This window comes from Microbacterium sp. 3J1 (genome assembly GCF_001049495.1).
Taxonomy (GTDB): Bacteria; Actinomycetota; Actinomycetes; order Actinomycetales; family Microbacteriaceae; genus Microbacterium.
The window spans coordinates 299,558-319,143 of the sequence record NZ_CDWI01000011.1 but is presented as its reverse complement, the minus strand read 5'-3'; the positions used below and the strand labels follow the sequence as shown (position 1 = coordinate 319,143).

General features: G+C 69.5%; 21 protein-coding genes. 9 read left to right on the top strand and 12 right to left on the bottom strand.

Annotated features, from left to right (window positions below):
- The first annotated feature begins 24 nt into the window (after positions 1–24).
- The 7 genes from BN2660_RS10520 (at position 25) to BN2660_RS10490 (ending at position 5,614) form a co-directional block, all read left to right on the top strand.
- Positions 25–588, top strand: a complete 564-nt coding sequence (locus BN2660_RS10520) for a GNAT family N-acetyltransferase (RefSeq protein WP_091231378.1) — start codon at positions 25–27, stop codon at positions 586–588.
- 33 nt (positions 589–621) lie between these two features.
- Positions 622–1,485: an Fpg/Nei family DNA glycosylase gene (locus BN2660_RS10515; protein WP_091231375.1), complete on the top strand. Its 864-nt coding sequence runs from the start codon at positions 622–624 to the stop codon at positions 1,483–1,485.
- Positions 1,486–1,766: 281 nt separating this feature from the next.
- Complete coding sequence (gene ribD, locus BN2660_RS10510) at positions 1,767–2,837, top strand: bifunctional diaminohydroxyphosphoribosylaminopyrimidine deaminase/5-amino-6-(5-phosphoribosylamino)uracil reductase RibD (protein WP_091231373.1); 1,071 nt, start codon at positions 1,767–1,769, stop codon at positions 2,835–2,837.
- Positions 2,837–3,466, top strand: coding sequence for a riboflavin synthase (locus tag BN2660_RS10505; protein WP_091231370.1), 630 nt, complete (start codon positions 2,837–2,839; stop codon positions 3,464–3,466). Before ribD ends, BN2660_RS10505 begins: the two co-directional genes overlap by 1 nt.
- Positions 3,463–4,731 (top strand): GTP cyclohydrolase II, encoded by a 1,269-nt coding sequence (ribA, locus tag BN2660_RS10500; protein ID WP_091231367.1) that lies wholly within the window; start codon positions 3,463–3,465, stop codon positions 4,729–4,731. Before BN2660_RS10505 ends, ribA begins: the two co-directional genes overlap by 4 nt.
- Positions 4,728–5,201: a 6,7-dimethyl-8-ribityllumazine synthase gene (ribH, locus tag BN2660_RS10495; protein WP_091231364.1), complete on the top strand. Its 474-nt coding sequence runs from the start codon at positions 4,728–4,730 to the stop codon at positions 5,199–5,201. Before ribA ends, ribH begins: the two co-directional genes overlap by 4 nt.
- 53 nt (positions 5,202–5,254) lie before the next feature.
- Positions 5,255–5,614 carry a Fe-S protein gene (locus BN2660_RS10490; RefSeq protein WP_091231361.1) on the top strand — a complete coding sequence of 120 codons (360 nt, stop codon included), beginning with the start codon at positions 5,255–5,257 and terminating at the stop codon, positions 5,612–5,614.
- 6 nt (positions 5,615–5,620) lie between these two features.
- Here BN2660_RS10490 and BN2660_RS10485 read toward each other — a convergent pair whose 3' ends face one another.
- The 10 genes from BN2660_RS10485 to BN2660_RS10440 are packed head-to-tail and all read right to left on the bottom strand — an operon-like array spanning position 5,621 to position 15,772.
- Positions 5,621–7,027 carry an FGGY-family carbohydrate kinase gene (locus tag BN2660_RS10485; protein ID WP_091231358.1) on the bottom strand — a complete coding sequence of 469 codons (1,407 nt, stop codon included), beginning with the start codon at positions 7,025–7,027 and terminating at the stop codon, positions 5,621–5,623.
- A complete protein-coding gene (locus tag BN2660_RS10480; RefSeq protein WP_091231356.1) occupies positions 7,024–8,508 on the bottom strand; it encodes an FAD-binding oxidoreductase in 1,485 nt (494 codons plus the stop codon). Before BN2660_RS10480 ends, BN2660_RS10485 begins: the two co-directional genes overlap by 4 nt.
- 40 nt (positions 8,509–8,548) lie before the next feature.
- Positions 8,549–9,325 (bottom strand): SDR family oxidoreductase, encoded by a 777-nt coding sequence (locus tag BN2660_RS10475; protein WP_091231353.1) that lies wholly within the window; start codon positions 9,323–9,325, stop codon positions 8,549–8,551.
- Between the two features lie 10 nt (positions 9,326–9,335).
- Positions 9,336–10,820 (bottom strand): NAD-dependent succinate-semialdehyde dehydrogenase, encoded by a 1,485-nt coding sequence (locus BN2660_RS10470; RefSeq protein ID WP_091231351.1) that lies wholly within the window; start codon positions 10,818–10,820, stop codon positions 9,336–9,338.
- Positions 10,817–11,770, bottom strand: coding sequence for an NAD(P)-dependent oxidoreductase (locus BN2660_RS10465; RefSeq protein ID WP_091231348.1), 954 nt, complete (start codon positions 11,768–11,770; stop codon positions 10,817–10,819). The genes BN2660_RS10470 and BN2660_RS10465 overlap by 4 nt, the downstream gene beginning before the upstream one ends.
- The gene (fae, locus tag BN2660_RS10460; protein WP_091231345.1) at positions 11,767–12,306 is read right to left on the bottom strand and encodes a formaldehyde-activating enzyme; all 540 of its coding nucleotides are present in this window, start codon (positions 12,304–12,306) and stop codon (positions 11,767–11,769) included. The genes BN2660_RS10465 and fae overlap by 4 nt, the downstream gene beginning before the upstream one ends.
- Positions 12,306–13,247: a glycine betaine ABC transporter substrate-binding protein gene (locus tag BN2660_RS10455; RefSeq protein ID WP_091231341.1), complete on the bottom strand. Its 942-nt coding sequence runs from the start codon at positions 13,245–13,247 to the stop codon at positions 12,306–12,308. The genes fae and BN2660_RS10455 overlap by 1 nt, the downstream gene beginning before the upstream one ends.
- Positions 13,248–13,279: 32 nt before the next feature.
- The gene (locus tag BN2660_RS10450) at positions 13,280–14,080 is read right to left on the bottom strand and encodes an ABC transporter permease (protein ID WP_091231338.1); all 801 of its coding nucleotides are present in this window, start codon (positions 14,078–14,080) and stop codon (positions 13,280–13,282) included.
- Positions 14,077–15,114: an ABC transporter ATP-binding protein gene (locus BN2660_RS10445; RefSeq protein WP_176697163.1), complete on the bottom strand. Its 1,038-nt coding sequence runs from the start codon at positions 15,112–15,114 to the stop codon at positions 14,077–14,079. The genes BN2660_RS10450 and BN2660_RS10445 overlap by 4 nt, the downstream gene beginning before the upstream one ends.
- Positions 15,107–15,772: an ABC transporter permease gene (locus BN2660_RS10440; protein WP_091231335.1), complete on the bottom strand. Its 666-nt coding sequence runs from the start codon at positions 15,770–15,772 to the stop codon at positions 15,107–15,109. The genes BN2660_RS10445 and BN2660_RS10440 overlap by 8 nt, the downstream gene beginning before the upstream one ends.
- A gap of 116 nt (positions 15,773–15,888) precedes the next feature.
- Between BN2660_RS10440 and BN2660_RS10435 the strand changes: the two genes are divergently transcribed.
- The gene (locus BN2660_RS10435; RefSeq protein ID WP_091231331.1) at positions 15,889–16,752 is read left to right on the top strand and encodes an IclR family transcriptional regulator; all 864 of its coding nucleotides are present in this window, start codon (positions 15,889–15,891) and stop codon (positions 16,750–16,752) included.
- Between the two features lie 27 nt (positions 16,753–16,779).
- Here BN2660_RS10435 and BN2660_RS10430 read toward each other — a convergent pair whose 3' ends face one another.
- Both BN2660_RS10430 and BN2660_RS10425 read right to left on the bottom strand, forming a co-directional pair.
- Positions 16,780–17,244: a GAF domain-containing protein gene (locus BN2660_RS10430; RefSeq protein WP_091233529.1), complete on the bottom strand. Its 465-nt coding sequence runs from the start codon at positions 17,242–17,244 to the stop codon at positions 16,780–16,782.
- A 23-nt stretch (positions 17,245–17,267) separates the two neighbouring features.
- Positions 17,268–17,765, bottom strand: a complete 498-nt coding sequence (locus tag BN2660_RS10425; protein WP_091231328.1) for a metallophosphoesterase family protein — start codon at positions 17,763–17,765, stop codon at positions 17,268–17,270.
- Between the two features lie 140 nt (positions 17,766–17,905).
- Between BN2660_RS10425 and BN2660_RS10420 the strand changes: the two genes are divergently transcribed.
- Positions 17,906–19,366, top strand: a complete 1,461-nt coding sequence (locus BN2660_RS10420; protein WP_091231325.1) for an MFS transporter — start codon at positions 17,906–17,908, stop codon at positions 19,364–19,366.
- The last annotated feature ends 220 nt before the right edge of the window (positions 19,367–19,586 follow it).

The window sequence follows — 19,586 nt, the reverse complement described above, 5'->3', positions numbered from 1 at the left end:
GCACCACCCCTCTAGGATTCTCGGATGCGACCGGTCACCCTCACCACCGAACGTCTCGTCCTGCATGTACCGGACGAGACGGATGTCGACGCGATCACCGCGGCGTGCCAGGACCCGGAGATCCCGCGCTGGACGACCGTGCCGAGTCCCTACACGCGGACGCACGCCGAGGACTACGTGCGACTCGCCGCAGAATGGTGGGCCGACGGCAGCCAGACGATTTGGTGCGCGTACCGCGACGGCGAGCTGGTGGCCTCGATCGGCCTGCACCACATCACCGAGCATGCCTCGGGCGGACACGCCGAGCTCGGCTTCTGGGTGGCCGCACCCGCCCGCGGACACGGCTACATCGTGGAGGCGGCGCGCGCGGTGATCGACTGGGCGTTCCACGACCTGCGGCTCGCGCGTCTCACGTGGCGCGCGGCGGTGGGCAACATCCCGTCGGCCCGCGCGGCTCGCGCCCTGGGGTTCCGGTACGAAGGACTGGCCAGGCAGGCGCTCACGAGCGAGCGAGGACGCGAGGACGGGTGGTCGGCGGGACTCCTCGCCGCCGACGACAGCTCGCCGGTCGACTGGCCGATCCTCTAGTCCGGTGTCGGATCCCGGTGGCAGGATGGGCGCATGCCCGAGATGCCGGAAGTACAGGGCCTGACCGCGTTCCTCGCCGAACGAGCCGTCGGCCGCACGATCGTGCGCACCAGCGTGGGAGCGATCGCCGCGCTGAAGACGTACGATCCCCCGAACACGGCTCTGCACGGCGCCCGGATCACGGCGTCCACCCGCCGGGGCAAGTTCATCGTGCTCTCCTGCGGCGATGAGCTGCACCTCGTGTTCCATCTTGCGAAGGCAGGCTGGCTCCGCTGGTACGAGACCCTGCCGACGACCCTCATCAAGCCGGGCAAGTCGCCGATCGCGCTGCGCGTCGGCCTCGATGACGAGAGCGGCTTCGATCTCACGGAGGCCGGCTCGAAGAAGTCGCTCGCCGTCTACGTGGTGCGGGATCCGCAGGAGGTGCCCGGCATCGCGCGCCTGGGTCCCGACCCGCTCGACGACGACTTCACACGAGACGCGTTCGCCGGGCTCCTCACCGGGCGCCGCACTCAGATCAAAGGCCTGCTGCGCGATCAGGCGATCGTCGCCGGGATCGGCAACGCGTACTCCGACGAGATCCTGCACGCCGCGCGGATGTCTCCCTACGCGATCGCGGACAAGCTCGACGGCGACGAGGTCGACCGACTGTACGCCGCGATGCGGACCACCCTGACGGAGGCGGTGGCCGAAGCATCCGGAAGACCTCCGGCAGATCTGAAGGATGCGAAGCGGCGCGGGATGCAGGTGCACGCTCGACGGGGCGAGGCGTGCCCCGTGTGCGGAGACGTCGTGCGCAGCGTGTTCTTCGCCGACCGTTCGCTGGAGTACTGCGCGACGTGTCAGACCGGCGGCAAGGTCCTCGCCGACCGCCGGCTCTCCCGACTGCTGAAGTGACTGCGCTGCCGGAGACGCGCCACCTCCCCGACGCGGAATGAAATGCGCGCAGGCGCGTTGAGTACACTCAGATCAACAACGTGCTCCGGGGTCGGTGGGAATCCGAACCGGCGGTGACAGTCCGCGAGCGTCTCGATACATCGGGATGCCGATCCGGTGGAATTCCGGGACCGACGGTGATGTGAGGGAGACCTCGCTAGTCCGGAAGGGAGGCAGCACGAGACGCATGCGTGCGTCCGTTCCGCCACCCTGCCTGCCCGGAGCCTCAGAGAGGACCACGGATGGCAGTGAACGAGGCGGAACGCCGGGCGATGACCCGCGCACTCTCGCTCGCGACGCTCGGCCCGCGCGGAGTCAACCCGCAGGTCGGAGCCGTGCTCCTCTCCCCTGACGGCACGGTTCTCGCCGAAGGCTGGCACCACGGCGCGGGCACTCCGCACGCCGAGGTCGACGCGCTCTCGAAGCTCGCACCAGGCGCTGCCCGCGGAGCCACCGCCGTGGTCACCCTGGAGCCCTGCAACCACACCGGTCGGACAGGTCCCTGCGCGCTCGCGCTCATCGACGCCGGCGTCGCACGCGTGGTCTACGCCCTCGACGACCCGGGCGCCGTCTCGGGCGGCGGAGCGGAGCGTCTGCGCGACGCGGGCGTCAGCGTCGACGCCGGGGAGCAGGCGGATGCCGCGCACGCGGTGATCTCCGGCTGGCTCACCGCGCAGCGCCTCGGACGCCCGCACATCACCGTCAAGTGGGCGCAGAGCCTCGACGGACGTGCGGCTGCGGCCGACGGATCGAGCCAATGGATCACCGGGCCCTCCGCTCGCGCCGACGTGCACCGTCGACGTGCTGAGGCCGACGCGATCGTCGTCGGCACCGGAACGGTGCTCTCGGACGATCCCTCGCTCACGGCCCGCGACGGCGATGCGCTGTTCGCCGACCAGCCGGTGCCCGTCGTCATCGGATCGAGGGCGACGCCCGACGACGCCGCCGTCCGCCGGCATCCGCGTCCACCGCTCTTCTACGACACCCGTGATCTGCACGCCGTGGTCGCCGACCTCCAGGCCCGCGGCATCCAGAGCCTCTTCGTCGAGGGCGGCCCGACACTCGCGAGCGCCTTCGTCTCGGCAAGACTCGTCGACCGGGTGCTCGCCTACATCGCGCCCGTGCTGCTCGGCGGCGATCGGCTGGCGCTGACCGACATCGGGGTGCCGTCGATCGGCGAAGCCCGCCGGCTGACCGTCGAGGAGTGGCTGCCGTTGGGATCCGACCTGCTCGCGATCGCGAGCCCCAGCCCCGACCGCCCCAGCGCCGACCGCCCCAGCCCCGCAGGACCCCGAGAAGAAGGAGCCGCCTGATGTTCACCGGGATCATCGAAGAGATCGGCGAGATCACCGCGATCGCCCCCGCAGGTGACGGCTGGCGACTCACCGTCCGCGCGCCGCGCGCCGCGCGGGACGCGGTGCACGGCGAGTCCATTGCCGTCTCGGGCGTGTGCCTCACCGTGGTCGACTCGACCGCCGAGACCTTCGACGCCGATGTCATGAAGCAGACCCTCGACGTCGCGGCCCTCGGTGGAGCCGCCGTGGGCACGCGGGTCAACATCGAGAAGGCGATGCCGGTCGGAGCGCGACTCGGCGGCCACATCGTGCAGGGTCACGTCGACGGCGTCGGCGACCTGCTCGAGGTGCGCCCGGGAGCGCAGTGGAGTGTCCTGCGCATCTCGCTCCCCGACGATCTCGCGCCGCTCGTGGTCGACAAGGGATCCATCTCGGTCGACGGAACCTCGCTCACTGTGAGCGCGGTCAGCGAGCCCGCCGAGCCGTCCCCCTGGTTCGAGGTGTCCCTGATCCCTGAGACGCTCTCCGCGACCACTCTCGGCGCCCGCGCCGTCGGCGACCGCGTCAACCTCGAGACCGACATCCTCGCCCGTCACGTCGAGCGCCTGCTCGCGTTCCGCGCCGCACCGGAAGGAGGCTCGCGATGAGCCTTTCCACCATTCCCGAGGCCCTGGAGGCGCTGCGTGCCGGGCGTCCCGTCCTCGTCGCAGACGATGAGAACCGTGAGAACGAGGGCGATGTCATCCTCTCCGCCGAACTCGCGACCCCCGAGTGGGTGGCGTGGACGGTGCGCTGGTCGTCGGGGTTCATCTGCGCGCCCATGCCCGCCGATCTGGCCGACCACCTGAACCTGCCGCCGATGGTCGCCGCCAGCGAGGACGCCCGCTCGACGGCCTACACCGTGAGCGTCGACGCCGCCGAGGGCGTGACGACCGGGATCAGCGCATTCGATCGGGCGCACACCCTCAACGTGCTCTCGAATCCCGAGTCGACGGCCACGAGCATCATCCGGCCGGGTCACGTGCTCCCCCTCCGCGCCGTCGACGGCGGCGTGCGCGAGCGCAGTGGCCACACCGAGGCGGCGGTCGAGCTCATGAAGCTCGCGGGCCTCCGCCCGGTCGGCGCGATCGCCGAGGTCGTCGCCGAGGACGGCAGCATGATGCGTCTGCCCGGCCTGATCGAGCTCGGTCGGCGCGACGGCGTGCCCGTCATCACGATCGAACAGCTCATCGCCCACCTCGACGAGGTCGACCCGACGGGATACACGCCCGCGAGCCGCAGTCGTCGTGTGAGCCTGCGGGCGGATGCCACCGTGCCCACCACGCACGGGTCGTTCCGGTTCCTCGCGTACAAGGACAGGATCACCGGGACCGACCACATCGCCGTCGTGTCGGGCGAGCTCGGCGAGACGGCGCTCGTCCGGGTGCATTCGGAATGCCTGACGGGCGAGGCGTTCGGCTCTCTCAAGTGCGAATGCGGCCCGCAGCTGGATGCAGCGCTCGACGCGATCGAGCAGGACGGCGGGATCGTCATCTACATGCGCGGGCACGAGGGTCGCGGCATCGGCCTCATCAACAAGCTCCGCGCGTACAGCCTCCAGGAGGAGGGCCTCGACACCGTGGACGCGAATCTCGCCCTCGGTCTTCCCGCGGATGCGCGCGACTACGCGGCAGCCGCCGGCATCCTCTCCGACCTCGGAGTCTCGAAGGTGCGCCTGCTGACGAACAACACCGACAAGGTGAACCAGCTGCGCCACCTCGGTCTCGACGTCGTCGAGCAGGTTCCGCTCATCGTCGGGGTCGGCCCCAACAACCACCAGTACCTCGAGACCAAGCGTGACCGGATGGGTCACATCATCGGCGAGGCAGAGCTCGCCCAGGCACTCTCCGACGGAAGGAAGAACGACGCATGAGCGGCGCAGGAGCACCCAAGACCGAGGCCATCGACGGACGCGGACTGGACGTCGTGATCATCGCCGGCACCTGGCACGAGACCATCTCGAACGGCCTCATCGCCGGCGCCGAGCGCGTGCTCGACGAGGCCGGCGCGACGCACCGCCTCGTGCGGGTGCCCGGCTCGTTCGAGCTGGCCGTGGCCGCACAGGCGGCGTTCGCGGGCGGGGCCGATGCGGTCGTGGCGCTCGGCGTGATCATCCGCGGCGGCACCCCCCACTTCGAGTACGTCTCGGCGGCGACCACCGACGGCCTCACCCGGGTGTCGCTCGATGCGGGCAAGCCGGTCGGCTTCGGCCTGCTGACCCTCGACGACGAGAAGCAGGGTCTCGACCGCGCGGGCCTCGAGGGCTCGAAGGAGGACAAGGGCGCGGAGGCTGCGGATGCTGCGCTGCGCACGGCTCTCGTCGTCCGAGAACTGCGCGGCTGAGGTCAGCCTGCCCTTGCTGGCGCGGAGACCGTGAGCGCTCCTACGGTGAGCACATGGAGACTCTGCGTCATGTCGTGCTGTTCGTCCATCTGATCGGCTTCGCCGTGCTCTTCGGAGCGTGGGCCGCGCAGGCGTTCGGCGGACGCCGCGAGTTCACCCGCCTGATGAGCATCGGCATGACCGTCGCCGCTGTCGCGGGCCTCGCATTGGCTGCTCCGTGGGGGCTGCCGGAGGGCGTCGAGCTGAACTACGCCAAGATCGGGACCAAGCTCGTCGTGCTGCTCGCGATCGGAGCCCTGCTCGGCATCGGCACGTCGAAGCAGCGCAAGGACGGCTCCGTCCCGCCCGCGATGTTCTGGCTGGTCGGCATCCTCACCGCTCTCAACGCCGGGATCGCCGCGATCTGGCGCTGACCCTGCTCAGGCGTCGTCGGCGAACAGGCGCCTGACCCGGGGCAGCACGCGTGCGTGAGTCCGTCGGACCTCGGCGTACGCACTCGCCATCACGGGATCGACCTCCGCACGCGCACCGACGGCGACCATCGCATCGACCGCAGCATCCCAGGTCGGGTGCATCCCCGTGCCCACCGCCGCGCAGATCGCCGCGCCCACGCCGGCGGCATCGTGCACGAGCGGCGTACGCACCGGCACGCCGAACACGGCTGCGAGGATGCTCAGCATCAGCGGCGATCCGCTGCCGCCGCCGGTGACCACCAGTTCTCGTCGTCGCCTTCCCAGCACGCGCCTCGCGCGCGCATCGCCCTCCTCGCTCGCGATCGCGAGCGCCTCGAGGATCGCACGATGGATGTGGAATCGTCCCTGAGTGCCGTCGAACCCCACCAGCGCTCCCCGCCGCCAGGGCTCCTGCGTCGGGGCCAACCAGTCGAGCGCGGCGATCAGCCCGCCCGCACCGATCGGCACCTGTTCGGCGCCGCGATCCAGGACCTCCTCCGACACGGGCTCCCTTGCGCCGGAGACGAGCTCCCGGAACCAGCTGACGGTCCACATCCCCCGCCTCACTCCCGAGCTCTCGTACAGGAACCGTCCCGGCTCCGCGGCGAAGTTCGTCCAGACGTCGGGATGAGGTGGCAGCGGGCGGTCGCCGGGAGTCATGGTCGCGACATAGGTGCCCAGCGACAGCAGCGCCTCCTCCTCGTCTCGCAGCCCCGCACCGAGTGCCTCCACGGCCTTGTCGTTGGAGGTCGCGATCACGGGGATCCCCTCGGGGAGGCCGGTGAGGGCCCCCGCTTCAGCGGTGAGCCTCCCGAGGGTCTCCCCCGGCGGGAGCACGTCGAACAGCATCGACGGTTCCATGCCGCAGCGGGCGTAGTCTTCGGCATCCGCGCTCCACGTCCATCGCGCGGTGTCGATGGGCCACATCCCCTGGTAGTTGCCGGCCGCGTCGCGGCGCTGCCCGGTGAGCCGATGCGCGATATAGCCCGAAGAGGTGGTGACGAAGACGGCGTCATCGGCCTCCTGCCGGTACGGCAGCGAAAGCCGCTCGTCCATCCAGCTCATCACCGGCTGAGCCAGGGACCCGTCTGCGCGCAGCACCGCCCGGCAGAAGCGGATCGTGCACAGGCCGATCCCGCGGATGTCGCCGGGATCGCCCGGGAACACCGCCAGCGCTTCGCGTACGGCGGCGGCGATGGAGTCCCACAGATCGTCGTCGGGATGCTCCCATCGACCCGGCGACGGCGACGAGTACGGGCGCAGGGGGACGCGAGACCGTGCATGGATCGCGCCGCGTGCATCGAGGATCAGGACCTTCGTGCTCTGCGAGCCGTTGTCGATCGCGACGACGTACCCTGCGCCCGGGTCGCTCACGTGCGAGACGCCGTCTCGATGTCGTCCAGCGGGTAGATCGTGCCTCTGTTCATGATCCCGTTCGGGTCGAGACCGTCCTTGAGAGTCCGCAGCAGCCGGTACGCCGTGCCGTGCTCTTCGTGCGTCCACGGCGTACGGTACTTGCCGATGCCGTGGTGGTGGACCATCGACCCTCCGAGCCGCAACGCCTCCTCGACGACGATCGCGTTGAGCGGTTCGTGGTACTCGGTGATCTCCTCCCTGGGATCGCAGGCGATGTCGTAGTCGTACACGAAGTACAGGTTCGTCCCGGTCTGGTAGCTGTGCGAGGAGTGCGCCCCGAGCATGGTGAGATCAGCCGCTCGCGGGAACTCGGTGCGGACCCGCCGCATCACGGATTCGAACAGCTCCTCGACGCCGGACCAGTCGATGGAGACCTCGGTCGTGTAGCCGAGGTGCGCGTTCTCGAGCATCTCCCGCTTCTCCGCGTCGATCTTGTCCTGGCCCCAGTTCAGGTTGTCGAACCAGTTCTCGATGAGTGCGGGGTCGACCCTGTCGTGCGGGATGTCTGTGAAGATCTCCTCCACGCCGGCAGCGGTGGCATCTGCGACCCCCTTCGGCCCCTCGGCGACGACGACCACCACCGCCCTGCCACCCGCGAAGTGCGAGAAGTGCTGCGCGGCGTCCTCCTCCGAGTAGGCGCGCGCGACCGACGGGTGGTACCCGGCGACGATGATGTCACGCAAGCCCGAGACCCCCTCGGGCAGAGAATCGACCAGGTATCCGAGGAAGCGGTTGTTCTCCGGCTGATAGGTGAACACCTTGACCGTGACCTCGGTGATCACTGCCAGTGCACCCTCGTTGCCGATCACGATGTGACGGATGTCCGGCCCCGCCGCGCGACGCGGGACGTTCTTGACCCGCACGACCTCGCCGTCGGGCAGCACGGCCTCGAGTCCGACGACCATGTCCTCGATGCCCCCGTAGAGCGTGGAGAACTGTCCGATCGAACGCGTCGCGACCAGGCCGCCCATCTGCGCGAGCGGCTTGGACTGCGGCGAGTGGCCCGTCGTGAGCCCCTGCGCGCGCAACGCGTCTTCGAGCACCTGCAGCGGCACGCCGCACTGGGCCGTCACCATCATGTCGACGGGGTCGATCTCGAGGATCGCGTCCATGCGTGAGCCGTCGAGCACGATGGAGTCGTCGACGATCGTCTCGAGGCCGCCCTCGGTCGCGGTGCGACCGGTGCGGGGCACGACGTTGACGAGGTTCTCATCGGCGAACGCGAGGATCGACGAGACATCGGAGGTCGATCGCGCGTAGACGATGGCGGCCGGGATCGGACCGTCGAAGATGCCGTGCACGGACGTGTACTTCTTGAAGCGGTCGACGCTCGCCTCGCGCAGCTCCTGCTCGTCGGTCTCGACCTGGTCGGCGCCGAGCATCTCCTGCAGACGGGTGACGATCTCCGCGCGTGAGAGAGCGGATCGTGAAGCAACCATGAAAAGGTGTCCTGTTCGTTGAAGGTGTCGGGGCGCCGGCTCAGCGCACCAGGTAGCCGCCGTCGACGGACAGGATGTGCCCGTTGACGAAGTCGGAGGCGGGGCTGGCCAGGAACACGGTCGCGCCCATGAGGTCCGCGACGTCTCCCCATCTCCCCGCCGGGGTGTGATCGACGATGCGTCGGTTGGCCTCGGAGTCCGACCGCGTCTCCTGGGTGATCGGGGTGGCGAAGTACCCGGGGGCGATCGCGTTGACCTGGATGCCGTGGCCTCCCAGCTCGTCGGCATACGCCTTGGTCAAGCCCGCGATGCCGTGCTTGGTCGCCGCGTACGCCGGCGATCCGAGTCCGCCGAGGAATGCGAACAACGAGGCGATGTTGATGATCTTGCCCGCACCCTGCGGGATCATTCGCTTCGCCACCTCGTGGGACATCTCGAACGCCGCCGTGAGATTCACGGCCACCATCGGGTCCCACTGCTCCCGGCCGAAGTCGGTGACGTCTGCGATGCGGCTGATCCCCGCCGAGTTGACGAGGACGTCGACGCCGCCCAGCGTCTCGACGCAGACGTCGACGACCCGGGCCGGCGCCCCCGCCGTGGTGATGTCGATGGTGAGCTCGTGATAGCGGACCCCGGCGGCGTCGAGGAGCGCGGCGGTCTCGCCCCCGTCATCGAACAGCGTCGGGACGAGAACGTCGGCTCCCGCCTTGGCGAGGGCGAGGGTGAACGCCTGGCCGAGGCCGGTGTTCCCCCCTGTGACGATCGCTCGCCGACCGCGCAGAGAGAAGTGGTCGAGGGAGAAGTCGGTGATGTGCACGGATGCCCTTTCAGGAGTGCGATTCGGCGAACGGGTCGGCGATGCCGATGTAGGTCGTCTCGAGGTACTCGTCGATGCCCTCGAACCCGCCCTCGCGGCCGATCCCCGACTGCTTGACGCCGCCGAACGGCGCTGCGGGGTTCGACACGAGTCCGGTGTTCAGGCCGAACATGCCTGTCTCCAGTCGTTCGGCGAGACGGAGGGCCCGGTTGACGTCGCGGGTGTAGGCGAAGCACACGAGACCGTACTCGCTCGCGTTGGCGAGGCGCACCGCCTCGTCCTCATCGCGGAACGTGGTGATCGGCGCGACGGGTCCGAAGATCTCCTGCTGCAGTATGCGGGCGTCCTGCGGCACGTCGACGAGCACGGTCGCGGGATAGAAGTAGCCGCGCCCCTGCGGAACGCTGCCACCCAGCGCGAGACGGGCGCCGTCCTCGATCGCTCCGGCGACGAGCTCCGCGACCTTGCCGCGTGTCGACTCGTCGACGAGCGGCCCGAGGGTCGAGGTCGGCTCGGTACCACGCGCGTTCACGTACTCGCCCATACGGGCGACCAGCCGCGACGTGAACTCCTCGGCCACGCTCTCGTGCACGAGGAACCTGTTCGCCGCCACACATGCCTCACCGCCGTTGCGCAGCTTCGCGAGCAGAGCGCCCTCCACCGCCGCCTCGACGTCCGCGTCGTCGAAGACGAGGAAAGGGGCGTTGCCGCCGAGCTCCATGGACACTCGGAGAACCTGGTGCGCGGCGTCCGCGATCAGGCGGCGACCCACCTCGGTCGACCCGGTGAACGACAGTTTCCGCAGTCGCGGGTCGGTGATGAGCGGCCCGGTCACTGCACCGGCGCGGGTTGTCGGGATCACGTTCACCACGCCGTCCGGCACTCCGGCTTCGCGCAGCACATCCGCGAACAGCAGCGCGGTGAGCGGGGTCAGCGCGGCGGGTTTGAGGACCGACGTGCACCCGGCGGCGAGCGCGGGGGCCACCTTTCGCGTCGCCATCGCGAGGGGGAAGTTCCAGGGGGTGATGAGGAGGCTGGGCCCGACCGGACGCTTCGCGACCAGCAGGCGGTTCCGGCCGTCCGGCGCTGTGGCATAGCGGCCGGAGATGCGCGGCGCCTCCTCGGAGAACCAGCGAAGGAACTCCGCGCCGTAGGCGACCTCCGCACGGGACTCCGCGAGCGGCTTGCCCATCTCGAGCGTCATCACCAGGGCGAAGTCCTCGGCACGCGCGGTCACGAGCTCGAACGCGCGGCGCAGGATCTCGCCGCGAGCGCGCGGCGCCGTGGCGGCCCAGCTCGCCTGGGCGTCGGCGGCGGCATCGAGCGCGGCCATGCCGTCCTCCGGCGTCGCGTCGGCGACTCGGGCGAGAACCTCGCCGGTTGACGGATCGTGCACCTCGAACGTGGCGCCCGAACTCGCGTCACGCCACTGACCGCCGATCAGCAGCCCCGAGGGGACGGCGGCGATCAGCTCGGCTTCGCGCGTCGCGGTCATGCGATCACCTCCCGCCGCAGGTCGTGTCCGAGGAGCTCCTCGTACAACCGGACGGGGGTCATCTCCCCCGCACTGTCGCCGTACCGGGCGCGGGCCCGACGGAAGATCTGCTCCACGAGCGACGACAGCTCGACCGGCATGCCGACCGAGCGCGCCAGATCCACGGAGAGACCGAGATCCTTGCAGGCGAGGGCGATCGCGAAGCCCTCGTCGTAGTCGCCGTCGTCGAGGATCGACAGCACGTCCCGCGAGACGAAGGTGCTGTCCGCGGGACTCGCCGTGAGCGCGGTGCGGAGGACTTCGAGGTCGACACCCGCGGCCACGCCGACGGACAGCACCTCGGCCGTCGCCACGAGGTGGGAGAACCACAGCTGGTTGATCATGAGCTTCACGGCGTACCCCGCCCCGTGGCCGCCCACGTGGAGGATCCGCTCAGGGTCCCCCATCGCCTCGAAGACGGGACGGAGTCGCTCGACGTCGTCGGCGTCACCGCCGATGAAGATCTGCAGCATGCCGTTCGCCGCTCCCACGGACATCCCGCTCACCGGTGCGTCGACCAGGTGCAGGTCGCGCTCGGGGTTCGCCGCTCTGACGCCCGCGAGCACCTCGGGCACTGAGGTCGACATGTCGATCCAGGTGCCGCCGTCGGGAAGCCCCGCGACCAGCCCGTCGGGCCCGGACGCCACCGCATCGACATGCTTGGGCGTGGGCAGCATCGTGATGACGAGGTCGCTCGCCTGGGCGACCTCGCGCGGCGTGGCCGCCCACTCCGCGCCGCCGGCGATCAGGTCAGCCGCCGATTCGCGGCGGAGGTCGGTGACGACGAGCGGGAAGCCGGCCGCCTGCAGGTTGCGGGTCATGCCCGAGCCCATGTTGCCGAGGCCGATGAAGCCGACGGTGGGCCGGGTCTCGACACGGGCGGTGTCGAGCACGGGGGTGGGAGAACTCATCTGTCGTGCGTGTCCTTCGAAGGGGTGGCGGATGCGGGGGTGAAGAAGGGGTTGTGCGGGGCGTGGCGAGCCTCGAGCACGTCGCCGAGCTCGGGCAGTGAGGCAGCGCCGTTCGCCAGGGCGGTGCGGGTCGCCTCGCGGTTGTTGCGGTAGACGACCTCGGCGTCGTCTGCTCCGGGGTTGACCCACACGGCCGCGATGAGCGCGTGCGTGTCGGTCGCCTCCGGCGGGATCACGCCATCGGCCACGGCATCCGCGACACCGGCGGCGACGCCTGCCTGAGCGGGTCCCCAGATGAGGAGTCCATGCTCGTCGCTCGCCGGAGCCGCCTTGGTGACGAACAACGTCAGCGGCTTGACCGGAAGAGACGGGCGCAGCACCGCCACGAACGGCACGTGCCCCTGGGTGGGGCCGGCGAGGGCCGTGGCCCACGCCGTCCCCGCCGGGCCTTCGCGATGGCCGAGGACCGTGTTGATGTGGGCCGCGTTCACGCCATCGCCGACGAAGCTCTCACCGAGTTGGAGCGTCGATGCCATCAGATGAGTCCCTGCTCCTCGAGCCAGTCGATCGCGACGTCTTCGGGGTCCTCGCCGTCGACGTCCACCAGGGCGTTGAGCTCCTGCATGACCTCGGTGGTCAGCAACGGGCTCAGCTCCGCCATCACGTCGGCGATCTCGGGGTAGTCGTCGAGCGTGCTCTGCGCGAGCGTGAAGCCTCCCTGGTAGCTGGGGAAGAACTCCTTGTCGTCCTCCATCACCACGAGGTCGAGGGCGGGGATGCGCCCGTCGGTCTGGAACACCTCGCCGAAGTTGCAGTCGTCACCCTTCTGCGTCGCGGTGTAGATGACGCCGGTGTCGAGCATCGTGACGTTCGAGTCGGGAGCATCGAAGCCGTAGGCCGCCTTCAGCCCGGGCCACCCGTCGTCACGGGTCGAGAACTCGCTCTCGATGCAGAACGTCTGATCGGCGCTCGGCAGGGCGGCGACATCGCTGAGCGTCTCCACGCCGAGCTCGTCGGCCTCGCTCTGGCGGATGGCGAACGCGTAGGTGTTGTTGAACGGGGCGGGGTCGAGCCATGCGATGCCGTTCTCGGCATCCGCCTCCTTGACCGCCTCGAACTGCGCCTCGGCTCCCTGCACCGGAGCTGTGTTGCCGTTGTAGGTGATCCACGAGGTGCCGGTGTACTCCCAGTACCCGAGGAACTGGTCGTTCTCGAGCGCCTGGCGAACGTTCGCCGAGCCGACGAGCTTGGTGTTCGCCTCGACGTCGGCGCCGTGCGCGTTGAGCAGCTCGGCGGTCATGTACGCGAGGATGTACTGCTCCGAGAAGTCCTTCGATCCGATCTCGCCGGTGAGGCCGTCCAGCTCGTCCCCCTGCGCGCCGGCACCGCCGCCGGCGCTGGAGGAGCAGCCGGTGAGGATGAGCGCGCCGACGGTGAGAGCCACGAAGGGGGCGGAGGCGATGGTGCGTGTTTTCATTGCGGGTTCCTTTCGGGAAGGGATGCGGTGTGTCAGAGACCCTTGGGGCGCACGATGTCCTCCACGACACCGGCGGCCCAGTCGATGAGCACGGCGATCGAGGCGACCAGGATGGCGCCGACGACGAGCACGGGATAGCGCTGCAGCTTGAGGCCGTTGATGATCATGTCGCCGAGACCGCCGGCGTTGATGAACGTCGCGACGGTGGCCACTCCGACCGCGAAGACAAGCGCCGTCCGGAGACCGGCGAGGATCACCGGCGAGGCCAGAGGGAGCTCGACCCGGCGCAGCACCTGGGCGGGCGTCATCCCCATCCCCCTCGCGGATTCGCGGATGCTGGGATCGACCTGCGCCAGGCCCGCGATCGTGTTCTGCAGGACGGGGAGGAACGAGTAGATCACGAGCGCGAGGAGGGCGGTGGTGAATCCGGTCTGCCAGACGATCGCGAGCAGGATCACCACGCCGATGGCCGGCGTGGCCTGGCCGATGTTGGCGATGCCGATCACGACGCCGCGGAAGACCCTCGAGGGAGATCTGCTCACCGCGATGCCCGCGGGGATCGCCAGGACGGCCACGAGGACCGAGGCGATGATCGACAGTACGAGGTGCTCGCCGATGCGCGCGGAGATGTAGTCGGCGTTGAGCGTGCGCTGCTCGATCGAGTCGAGCTCGAGGCTCGACACCCAGACATAGGTGAGCAGGAGCACGACGGCGACGACGATCAGCGGGATCGTCCGGCGCAGCAGCACCGGCATCTCCCTGCGGGGCGTGCTCTGAGTGCGCAGCACCGTCGTCGCCGACGGCACGACCAGCTGCGGGCCGGTCACGGTCAGACCTCCTCGGCGCGGCGCGCGGGGCCCTCGGCCCCCAGCGCCGCGGAGATCGACGACTGGTCGATCGAGCCGACGACGGCCCCGTCGCGCGTCACGTTGACGCGACGCGCGCCGGTGACGATGAGCGTATCGAGTGCCTCGCGCAGCGAGGCGTGCTCGTCGACGGTCGCGTCGGGAGCGCCCGGGTCGGCCGACGCGATACGCGCATCGGCGACCGGGATCAGCGCGAGGCGCTTGAGCGCGGCGCCCTCGCCGATGAATGAGCGGACGTAGTCGTTCGCCGGTTCGGCGAGGATGCGCGCTGGAGTGTCGAACTGCTCGATCTGGCTGCGGTCGCTGAGCACGGCGATCCGATCGCCCATGCGGATCGCCTCCTCGAAGTCGTGGGTGACGAAGATGATGGTCTTGCCGATGTCGGCTTGCAGTCGGAGGAACTCCGCCTGCAGCTTCTCTCGCGTTATCGGGTCCGTCGCGCCGAAGGGCTCGTCCATGAGCATCACGGGCGGGTCGGCCGCGAGCGCACGTGCGACGCCGACGCGCTGCTGCTGTCCGCCGGAGAGCTGTCGCGGGTATCGCTGGGCGAAGACGCCGGGGTCCAGCTGCACGGTGCGCAGGAGCTCGTCCACGCGCTCGGCGGTGCGCGCCTTGGACCAGCCGAGCAGCTTCGGCACGATCGCGATGTTCTCTGCGATGGTGAAGTGCGGGAAGAGGCCGATCTGCTGGATCACATAGCCGATGTGGCGCCGCAGCTCGTTGCCGTCGAGCGACAGCACGTCGTCGCCGTTGATGCGGATCGACCCCGACGTCGGCTCGATGATCCGGTTGATCATCTTCATGGTCGTCGTCTTGCCGCAGCCGCTGGGGCCGACGAACATGATGAGCTCGCCCGGCTCCACGCGCAGGGAGAAGTCCTCGACGGCCGGAGCCTCCTGGCCCGGATACTGCTTCGTGATGTGGTCGAGCACGATGTCGACTCCGCCCTGCTGGGCGGCGAGCGACGTCAGGACGCCGGTGTTCGTGGTGGTGTCAGGCACGGAGACCCCTTGATGTGGTGAGGCGGGCGACGAGCACGAGGATGCCGTCGAGGAGCAGCGCGAGGAGGATCACGGCCACGGTGCCCGTGAGTGCGTAGTTGAGGGCGTTCTTCGACCCGAGCGAGCTGAGGCCCTTGAAGATGTACTCGCCGAGGCCCGGGCCGGCGACGTACGCGGCGATCGCCGCGATGCCGACCGTGAGCTGCGCCGCGACCCGGACGCCGGTCATGATGACGGGCCAGGCGATGGGCAGCTGGACGGTGAACAGGATGCGGGTGGGACCGAGGCCCATGCCGCGTGCCGATTCGAGCACGGACAGGGGCACCTCGCGGAGGCCGACGACCGTGTTGCGCACGACGGGGAGCAGCGAATAGAAGACCAGAGCCACGACTGTCGGAAGCCATCCGAGGCCGAGCACGGGGCTCAGGAGCGCCAGGAGCGCGAGCGACGGGATCGTGATGGCCACGGCGGATGCCGTCAGCACGGTGGTCCTCGCGATGCGGCGGTTGCGGACGAGGATGCCGAGGCCGATCCCGATGATCGCGGCGAGCGCGACCGAGACCAGGACGACGACGAGGTGATCTCGGGTGAGCTCGAGGATGTCGTCGGCGCGGCGTGTGAGGAAGGCCGTGAGGTCTTCCCAGTTGAATCCGGTCAAGAGGGCTCCTGTCTCGTCGTTGAGGCCGGTACCGGGTGTGTCACCAAAGTAATCCCAGTAACCATTTCGTCAAAGCCTGTTGTGTTTATGGCAACAGCCGGAACTATGATGGGGCGATGACCTCTCCACGTCCGACCGCGAGGCGCAACACCTCCGGTCTCGCTCGCGACATCGAGATCCTCGAGCTCCTCGGCTCCGACGAGGCGCTGCGCGCCGGAGGGATGGGGGTCTCCCAGGTGGCGCAGGCCACCGGACGCGACAAGGCGGTGGTGTCTCGCACACTCGCCACGCTCGCCGAGACCGGGCTCGTCGAGCGGGACGACGACTCCCTCCGGTACCTCCTGGGACCGCGCCTCTACGCGCTCGCGGCGCACACTGCGACATCGACCCTCGTCCACGCGTCGCGCAGCATCCTGCGCCGTCTGGTGCAGTCCACGCGCGAGACGAGTCATCTCTGCGTGCTCCGCGGGGGAAACGTGCTGACACTGCTGAGCGAGCTCAGCCCGCACGACGTGCGCACGACGGGGTGGGCGGGGACGACGACCGCCGCCTGGCGCACCCCCTCCGGTCGCGCGCTGCTCAGCGACTGGGACGAGGAGGCGCTGGCCCGCTGGTACGAGGACCACGGGCAGGATCAGCCGCTCGTCGGCAGGTTCGATCAGGCTGATCCGTCGGGCTTCCCGGTGCTCGACGCACCTCCTGCCGGCAACGCGCCGGTGACGGATTTCGCGAGTCTGCTCACCGAGCTGGAGCGCATCCGCGAGCAGGGGTTCGCACTGTCGGATGAAGAACTCGAGTTCGGCGTGGTCGCTGCGTCGGCTCCGATCACCGATTTCACCGGCCGGATCGTCGCGGCCGTGAACGTGAGCGCACCCAAGGCGCGGATCGGTCCTCGGCTCGACGCTCTGGGTGCACTGGTCGGCCGCGCCGCGCGTGAGCTCTCCGCACGTCTGGGCGACGACCGAGTCGGCCACGCCTGAACGAAGGCGGCATCCGCTCCGCCGCCGTCACCCGATGCCCCGAGCACCTTCCCAGATCGCCGCCGAGAGAGGCGACGCGTCGCCCGCATGGATGCGCTGCCAGTTGCGGCCACCGCGTGCGAAGGACTGCAGGACGCCGGTCGGCACGCGTCCCGGCGCCATCGGGTCGGCGAGCCAGTCGCAGGGCCGCACGTGCACGAGGTCGCAGCCGAGGGCATCCGATGAGCCGTCATAGCGCCACGACCCCGTCAGCCGTCCCAGCCAGAACAGCCCGTCGAGGTCTCGCGTCCACACGAACGCGCCCTCCGGCACGGCCGCGAAGCGCTCGAGACGTCTCGCCATCCGTTCGCCGTGGCGGCGGTCCACCGCGGCGAGAGCGGCCTCGAGGGAGACGGGGGCAGCGTCCACGCGACCGCCCACACCGCAGATCCCCCGGCGCAGGGCTCGTTCCACGGCGACGCCCGGGGCGACGCCATCGTCACGGGAACGCATCGGCGCGCGATACACGGGGGTCGTCACGAGATCGGCACCAGCGCGGCCTCGACGGCGTCGGCGTCGATCGTCACGGTCATCATGGTGCAGACGGGCTGGCGGCGTCGATCCGTCGGCGAGCCCGGGTTGAGCAACCGCAGCCCCGACGGCGCCACCGTGTCCCACGGGATATGGGAATGGCCGAAGACCAGCAGGTCGACATCGGGGAACGCGTCATCCATGCGCTGCTCCCGCCGCGCCGCGGGCCCGGTCTCGTGCACGACGGCGATCCGCACATCCTCCACGCGCACATGCGCCACCTCCGGCAGACGCTCGCGGAGCTCGGGGCCGTCGTTGTTCCCGAAGACGCCGTGCAGCACCGCGGCCCGCGACTCGAGGAGCTCGAGCGTCGGAAGATCGACCCAGTCACCCGCGTGGATCACGATGTCGGCCTCGTCGACGGCGCGCAGCACCGCATCGGGCAGTCGTCGTGCCCGCTTCGGCACGTGGGTGTCGGCCAGCAGCAGCAGTCTCGTCGTCACAGCATCCGCCTTCGCTCTCCTCCCCGACTCTACGCACGCACCGCCGTCGACCAGATGTCACACGCACCCAGGAGACTCCCAGGAAGGCGTAAGATCACCCGAGTGCCCTGGTATACCAGGCACGGATACGAGGGAGCAGCATGAGTACGTCCACAGCGCCAGCCAATCCGCGGTCGCGCGTCATCACCGCGAGCCTGGTCGGCACCACGATCGAGTTCTACGACTTCTACGCCTACGCGACGGCGGCCGTACTCGTCTTCCCGGTGCTGTTCTTCCCCACCGGCAACGACACGACGTCGCTGCTCTCGTCGTTCGCCGTCTTCGGCGCAGCCATGGTGGCCCGCCCCATCGGCGCCGTGGTGTTCGGCCACTTCGGCGACAAGTTCGGCCGCAAGGCGACCCTCGTCGCATCGCTGCTGACCATGGGAATCGCGACCTTCGTGATCGGTCTGCTCCCCACCTTCCAGCAGATCGGCTGGTGGGCGGCGCTGCTGCTTCTCATCCTCCGGCTGTTCCAGGGCTTCGCCCTCGGCGGCGAGTGGTCGGGTGCCGCGCTGGTCGCGACGGAGAACGCCCCCGCCGGAAAGCGGGCCTGGTACGGCACGTTCCCGCAGCTCGGCGCGCCGCTCGGCTTCATCATCGCGAACTTCCTGTTCCTGGGGATCAACTGGCTCCTGCCGCACTCCGAGAACCCCGCCCTGAAGTCCGAGGCCTTCCTGTCGTGGGGCTGGCGGATCCCGTTCCTGTTCTCCGCGATCATGGTCATCATTGGCCTCTGGGTGCGCCTCAAGCTCGTCGAGTCCGACACCTTCAAGAAGGCCGAGGAGAAGGGCGTGATCCGCAAGCTCCCGCTCGCCACGGTCTTCCGTCACCACTGGAAGCAGCTGATCCTCGGCACGTTCATCATGCTGGCGACGTACGTGCTGTTCTACCTGATGACGAACTTCACCCTCGCCTACGGCACGAAGGCCGCGTCCCTCGAGACCGCGTCCGCAGCCGCGCAGGCGGCGGCTGAGGCGGCGGGCAACGACTTCGACGCCTCGGCGTTCGCCGCGCAGTTCTATCCGGGTCTCGGATTCGGGTACACCGACTTCGTGCTGATGCAGATCATCGGCGTGGTGTTCTTCGGCATCTTCACCCTGCTGTCCGGTCCGATCGCCGACAAGATCGGACGCCGCCGGCTGCTGCTGTGGGTCACGGGTCTCATCATCGTGTTCGGTCTGACCTTCAACGCGTTCCTGCTGCCGGCGGTCGATCCGAAGTTCACCGGTGCGCTCGCACAGGCCTTCCTCGTCTTCGGCTTCATGCTGATGGGCGCGACCTTCGGCCCCATGGGCGCGCTGCTGCCGGAGCTCTTCCCGACGAACGTGCGCTACACGGGATCTGCGATCTCGTACAACGTCTCGTCGATCCTCGGCGCCGCTGTCGCGCCGATCATCGCCGTGTGGCTGTGGGAGCTCGGCGACGGCGCTCCGTGGCTCGTCGGCCTGTACCTCTCGGTCATGGGCGTGCTGACGTTCATCGCGCTCTTCCTCTCGAAGGAGACCAAGGACAACGACTACGAGTCCGACCTCGGAGTGGCCGCGGCCGTCGAGCTCTGACGCCTCCGGAATCCGTCGAACGGCCGCATCCCTTCGGGGGTGCGGCCGTTCGCCTTTCGAGGGTCGGCCGTCCGCGCGCTGACGACGTGCGCGGTGGATGTGGGGCCGGAGGCGTGCCGCTGCGCTGGCCCGCAGCCCGGCCGGATGCGGGGCCGGAGGCGTGCCGCTGCACCGGCCCGGCCGGATGCGGGGTCAATAACGCACCGGCGAAGGCCGTTTA

Bases quoted from the DNA above. Each gene is read 5' to 3' on its own strand.
- BN2660_RS10480 (WP_091231356.1), bottom strand. From the start codon at position 8,508: ATGGTTGCTTCACGATCCGCTCTCTCACGCGCGGAGATCGTCACCCGT.
- BN2660_RS10515 (WP_091231375.1), top strand. From the start codon at position 622: ATGCCCGAGATGCCGGAAGTACAGGGCCTGACCGCGTTCCTCGCCGAA.
- ribH (WP_091231364.1), top strand. From the start codon at position 4,728: ATGAGCGGCGCAGGAGCACCCAAGACCGAGGCCATCGACGGACGCGGA.
- BN2660_RS10490 (WP_091231361.1), top strand. From the start codon at position 5,255: ATGGAGACTCTGCGTCATGTCGTGCTGTTCGTCCATCTGATCGGCTTC.
- fae (WP_091231345.1), bottom strand. From the start codon at position 12,306: ATGGCATCGACGCTCCAACTCGGTGAGAGCTTCGTCGGCGATGGCGTG.
- BN2660_RS10455 (WP_091231341.1), bottom strand. From the start codon at position 13,247: ATGAAAACACGCACCATCGCCTCCGCCCCCTTCGTGGCTCTCACCGTC.
- BN2660_RS10430 (WP_091233529.1), bottom strand. From the start codon at position 17,244: ATGCGTTCCCGTGACGATGGCGTCGCCCCGGGCGTCGCCGTGGAACGA.
- BN2660_RS10505 (WP_091231370.1), top strand. From the start codon at position 2,837: ATGTTCACCGGGATCATCGAAGAGATCGGCGAGATCACCGCGATCGCC.
- ribD (WP_091231373.1), top strand. From the start codon at position 1,767: ATGGCAGTGAACGAGGCGGAACGCCGGGCGATGACCCGCGCACTCTCG.
- BN2660_RS10520 (WP_091231378.1), top strand. From the start codon at position 25: ATGCGACCGGTCACCCTCACCACCGAACGTCTCGTCCTGCATGTACCG.
- BN2660_RS10435 (WP_091231331.1), top strand. From the start codon at position 15,889: ATGACCTCTCCACGTCCGACCGCGAGGCGCAACACCTCCGGTCTCGCT.
- BN2660_RS10420 (WP_091231325.1), top strand. From the start codon at position 17,906: ATGAGTACGTCCACAGCGCCAGCCAATCCGCGGTCGCGCGTCATCACC.
- ribA (WP_091231367.1), top strand. From the start codon at position 3,463: ATGAGCCTTTCCACCATTCCCGAGGCCCTGGAGGCGCTGCGTGCCGGG.
- BN2660_RS10470 (WP_091231351.1), bottom strand. From the start codon at position 10,820: ATGACCGCGACGCGCGAAGCCGAGCTGATCGCCGCCGTCCCCTCGGGG.
- BN2660_RS10465 (WP_091231348.1), bottom strand. From the start codon at position 11,770: ATGAGTTCTCCCACCCCCGTGCTCGACACCGCCCGTGTCGAGACCCGG.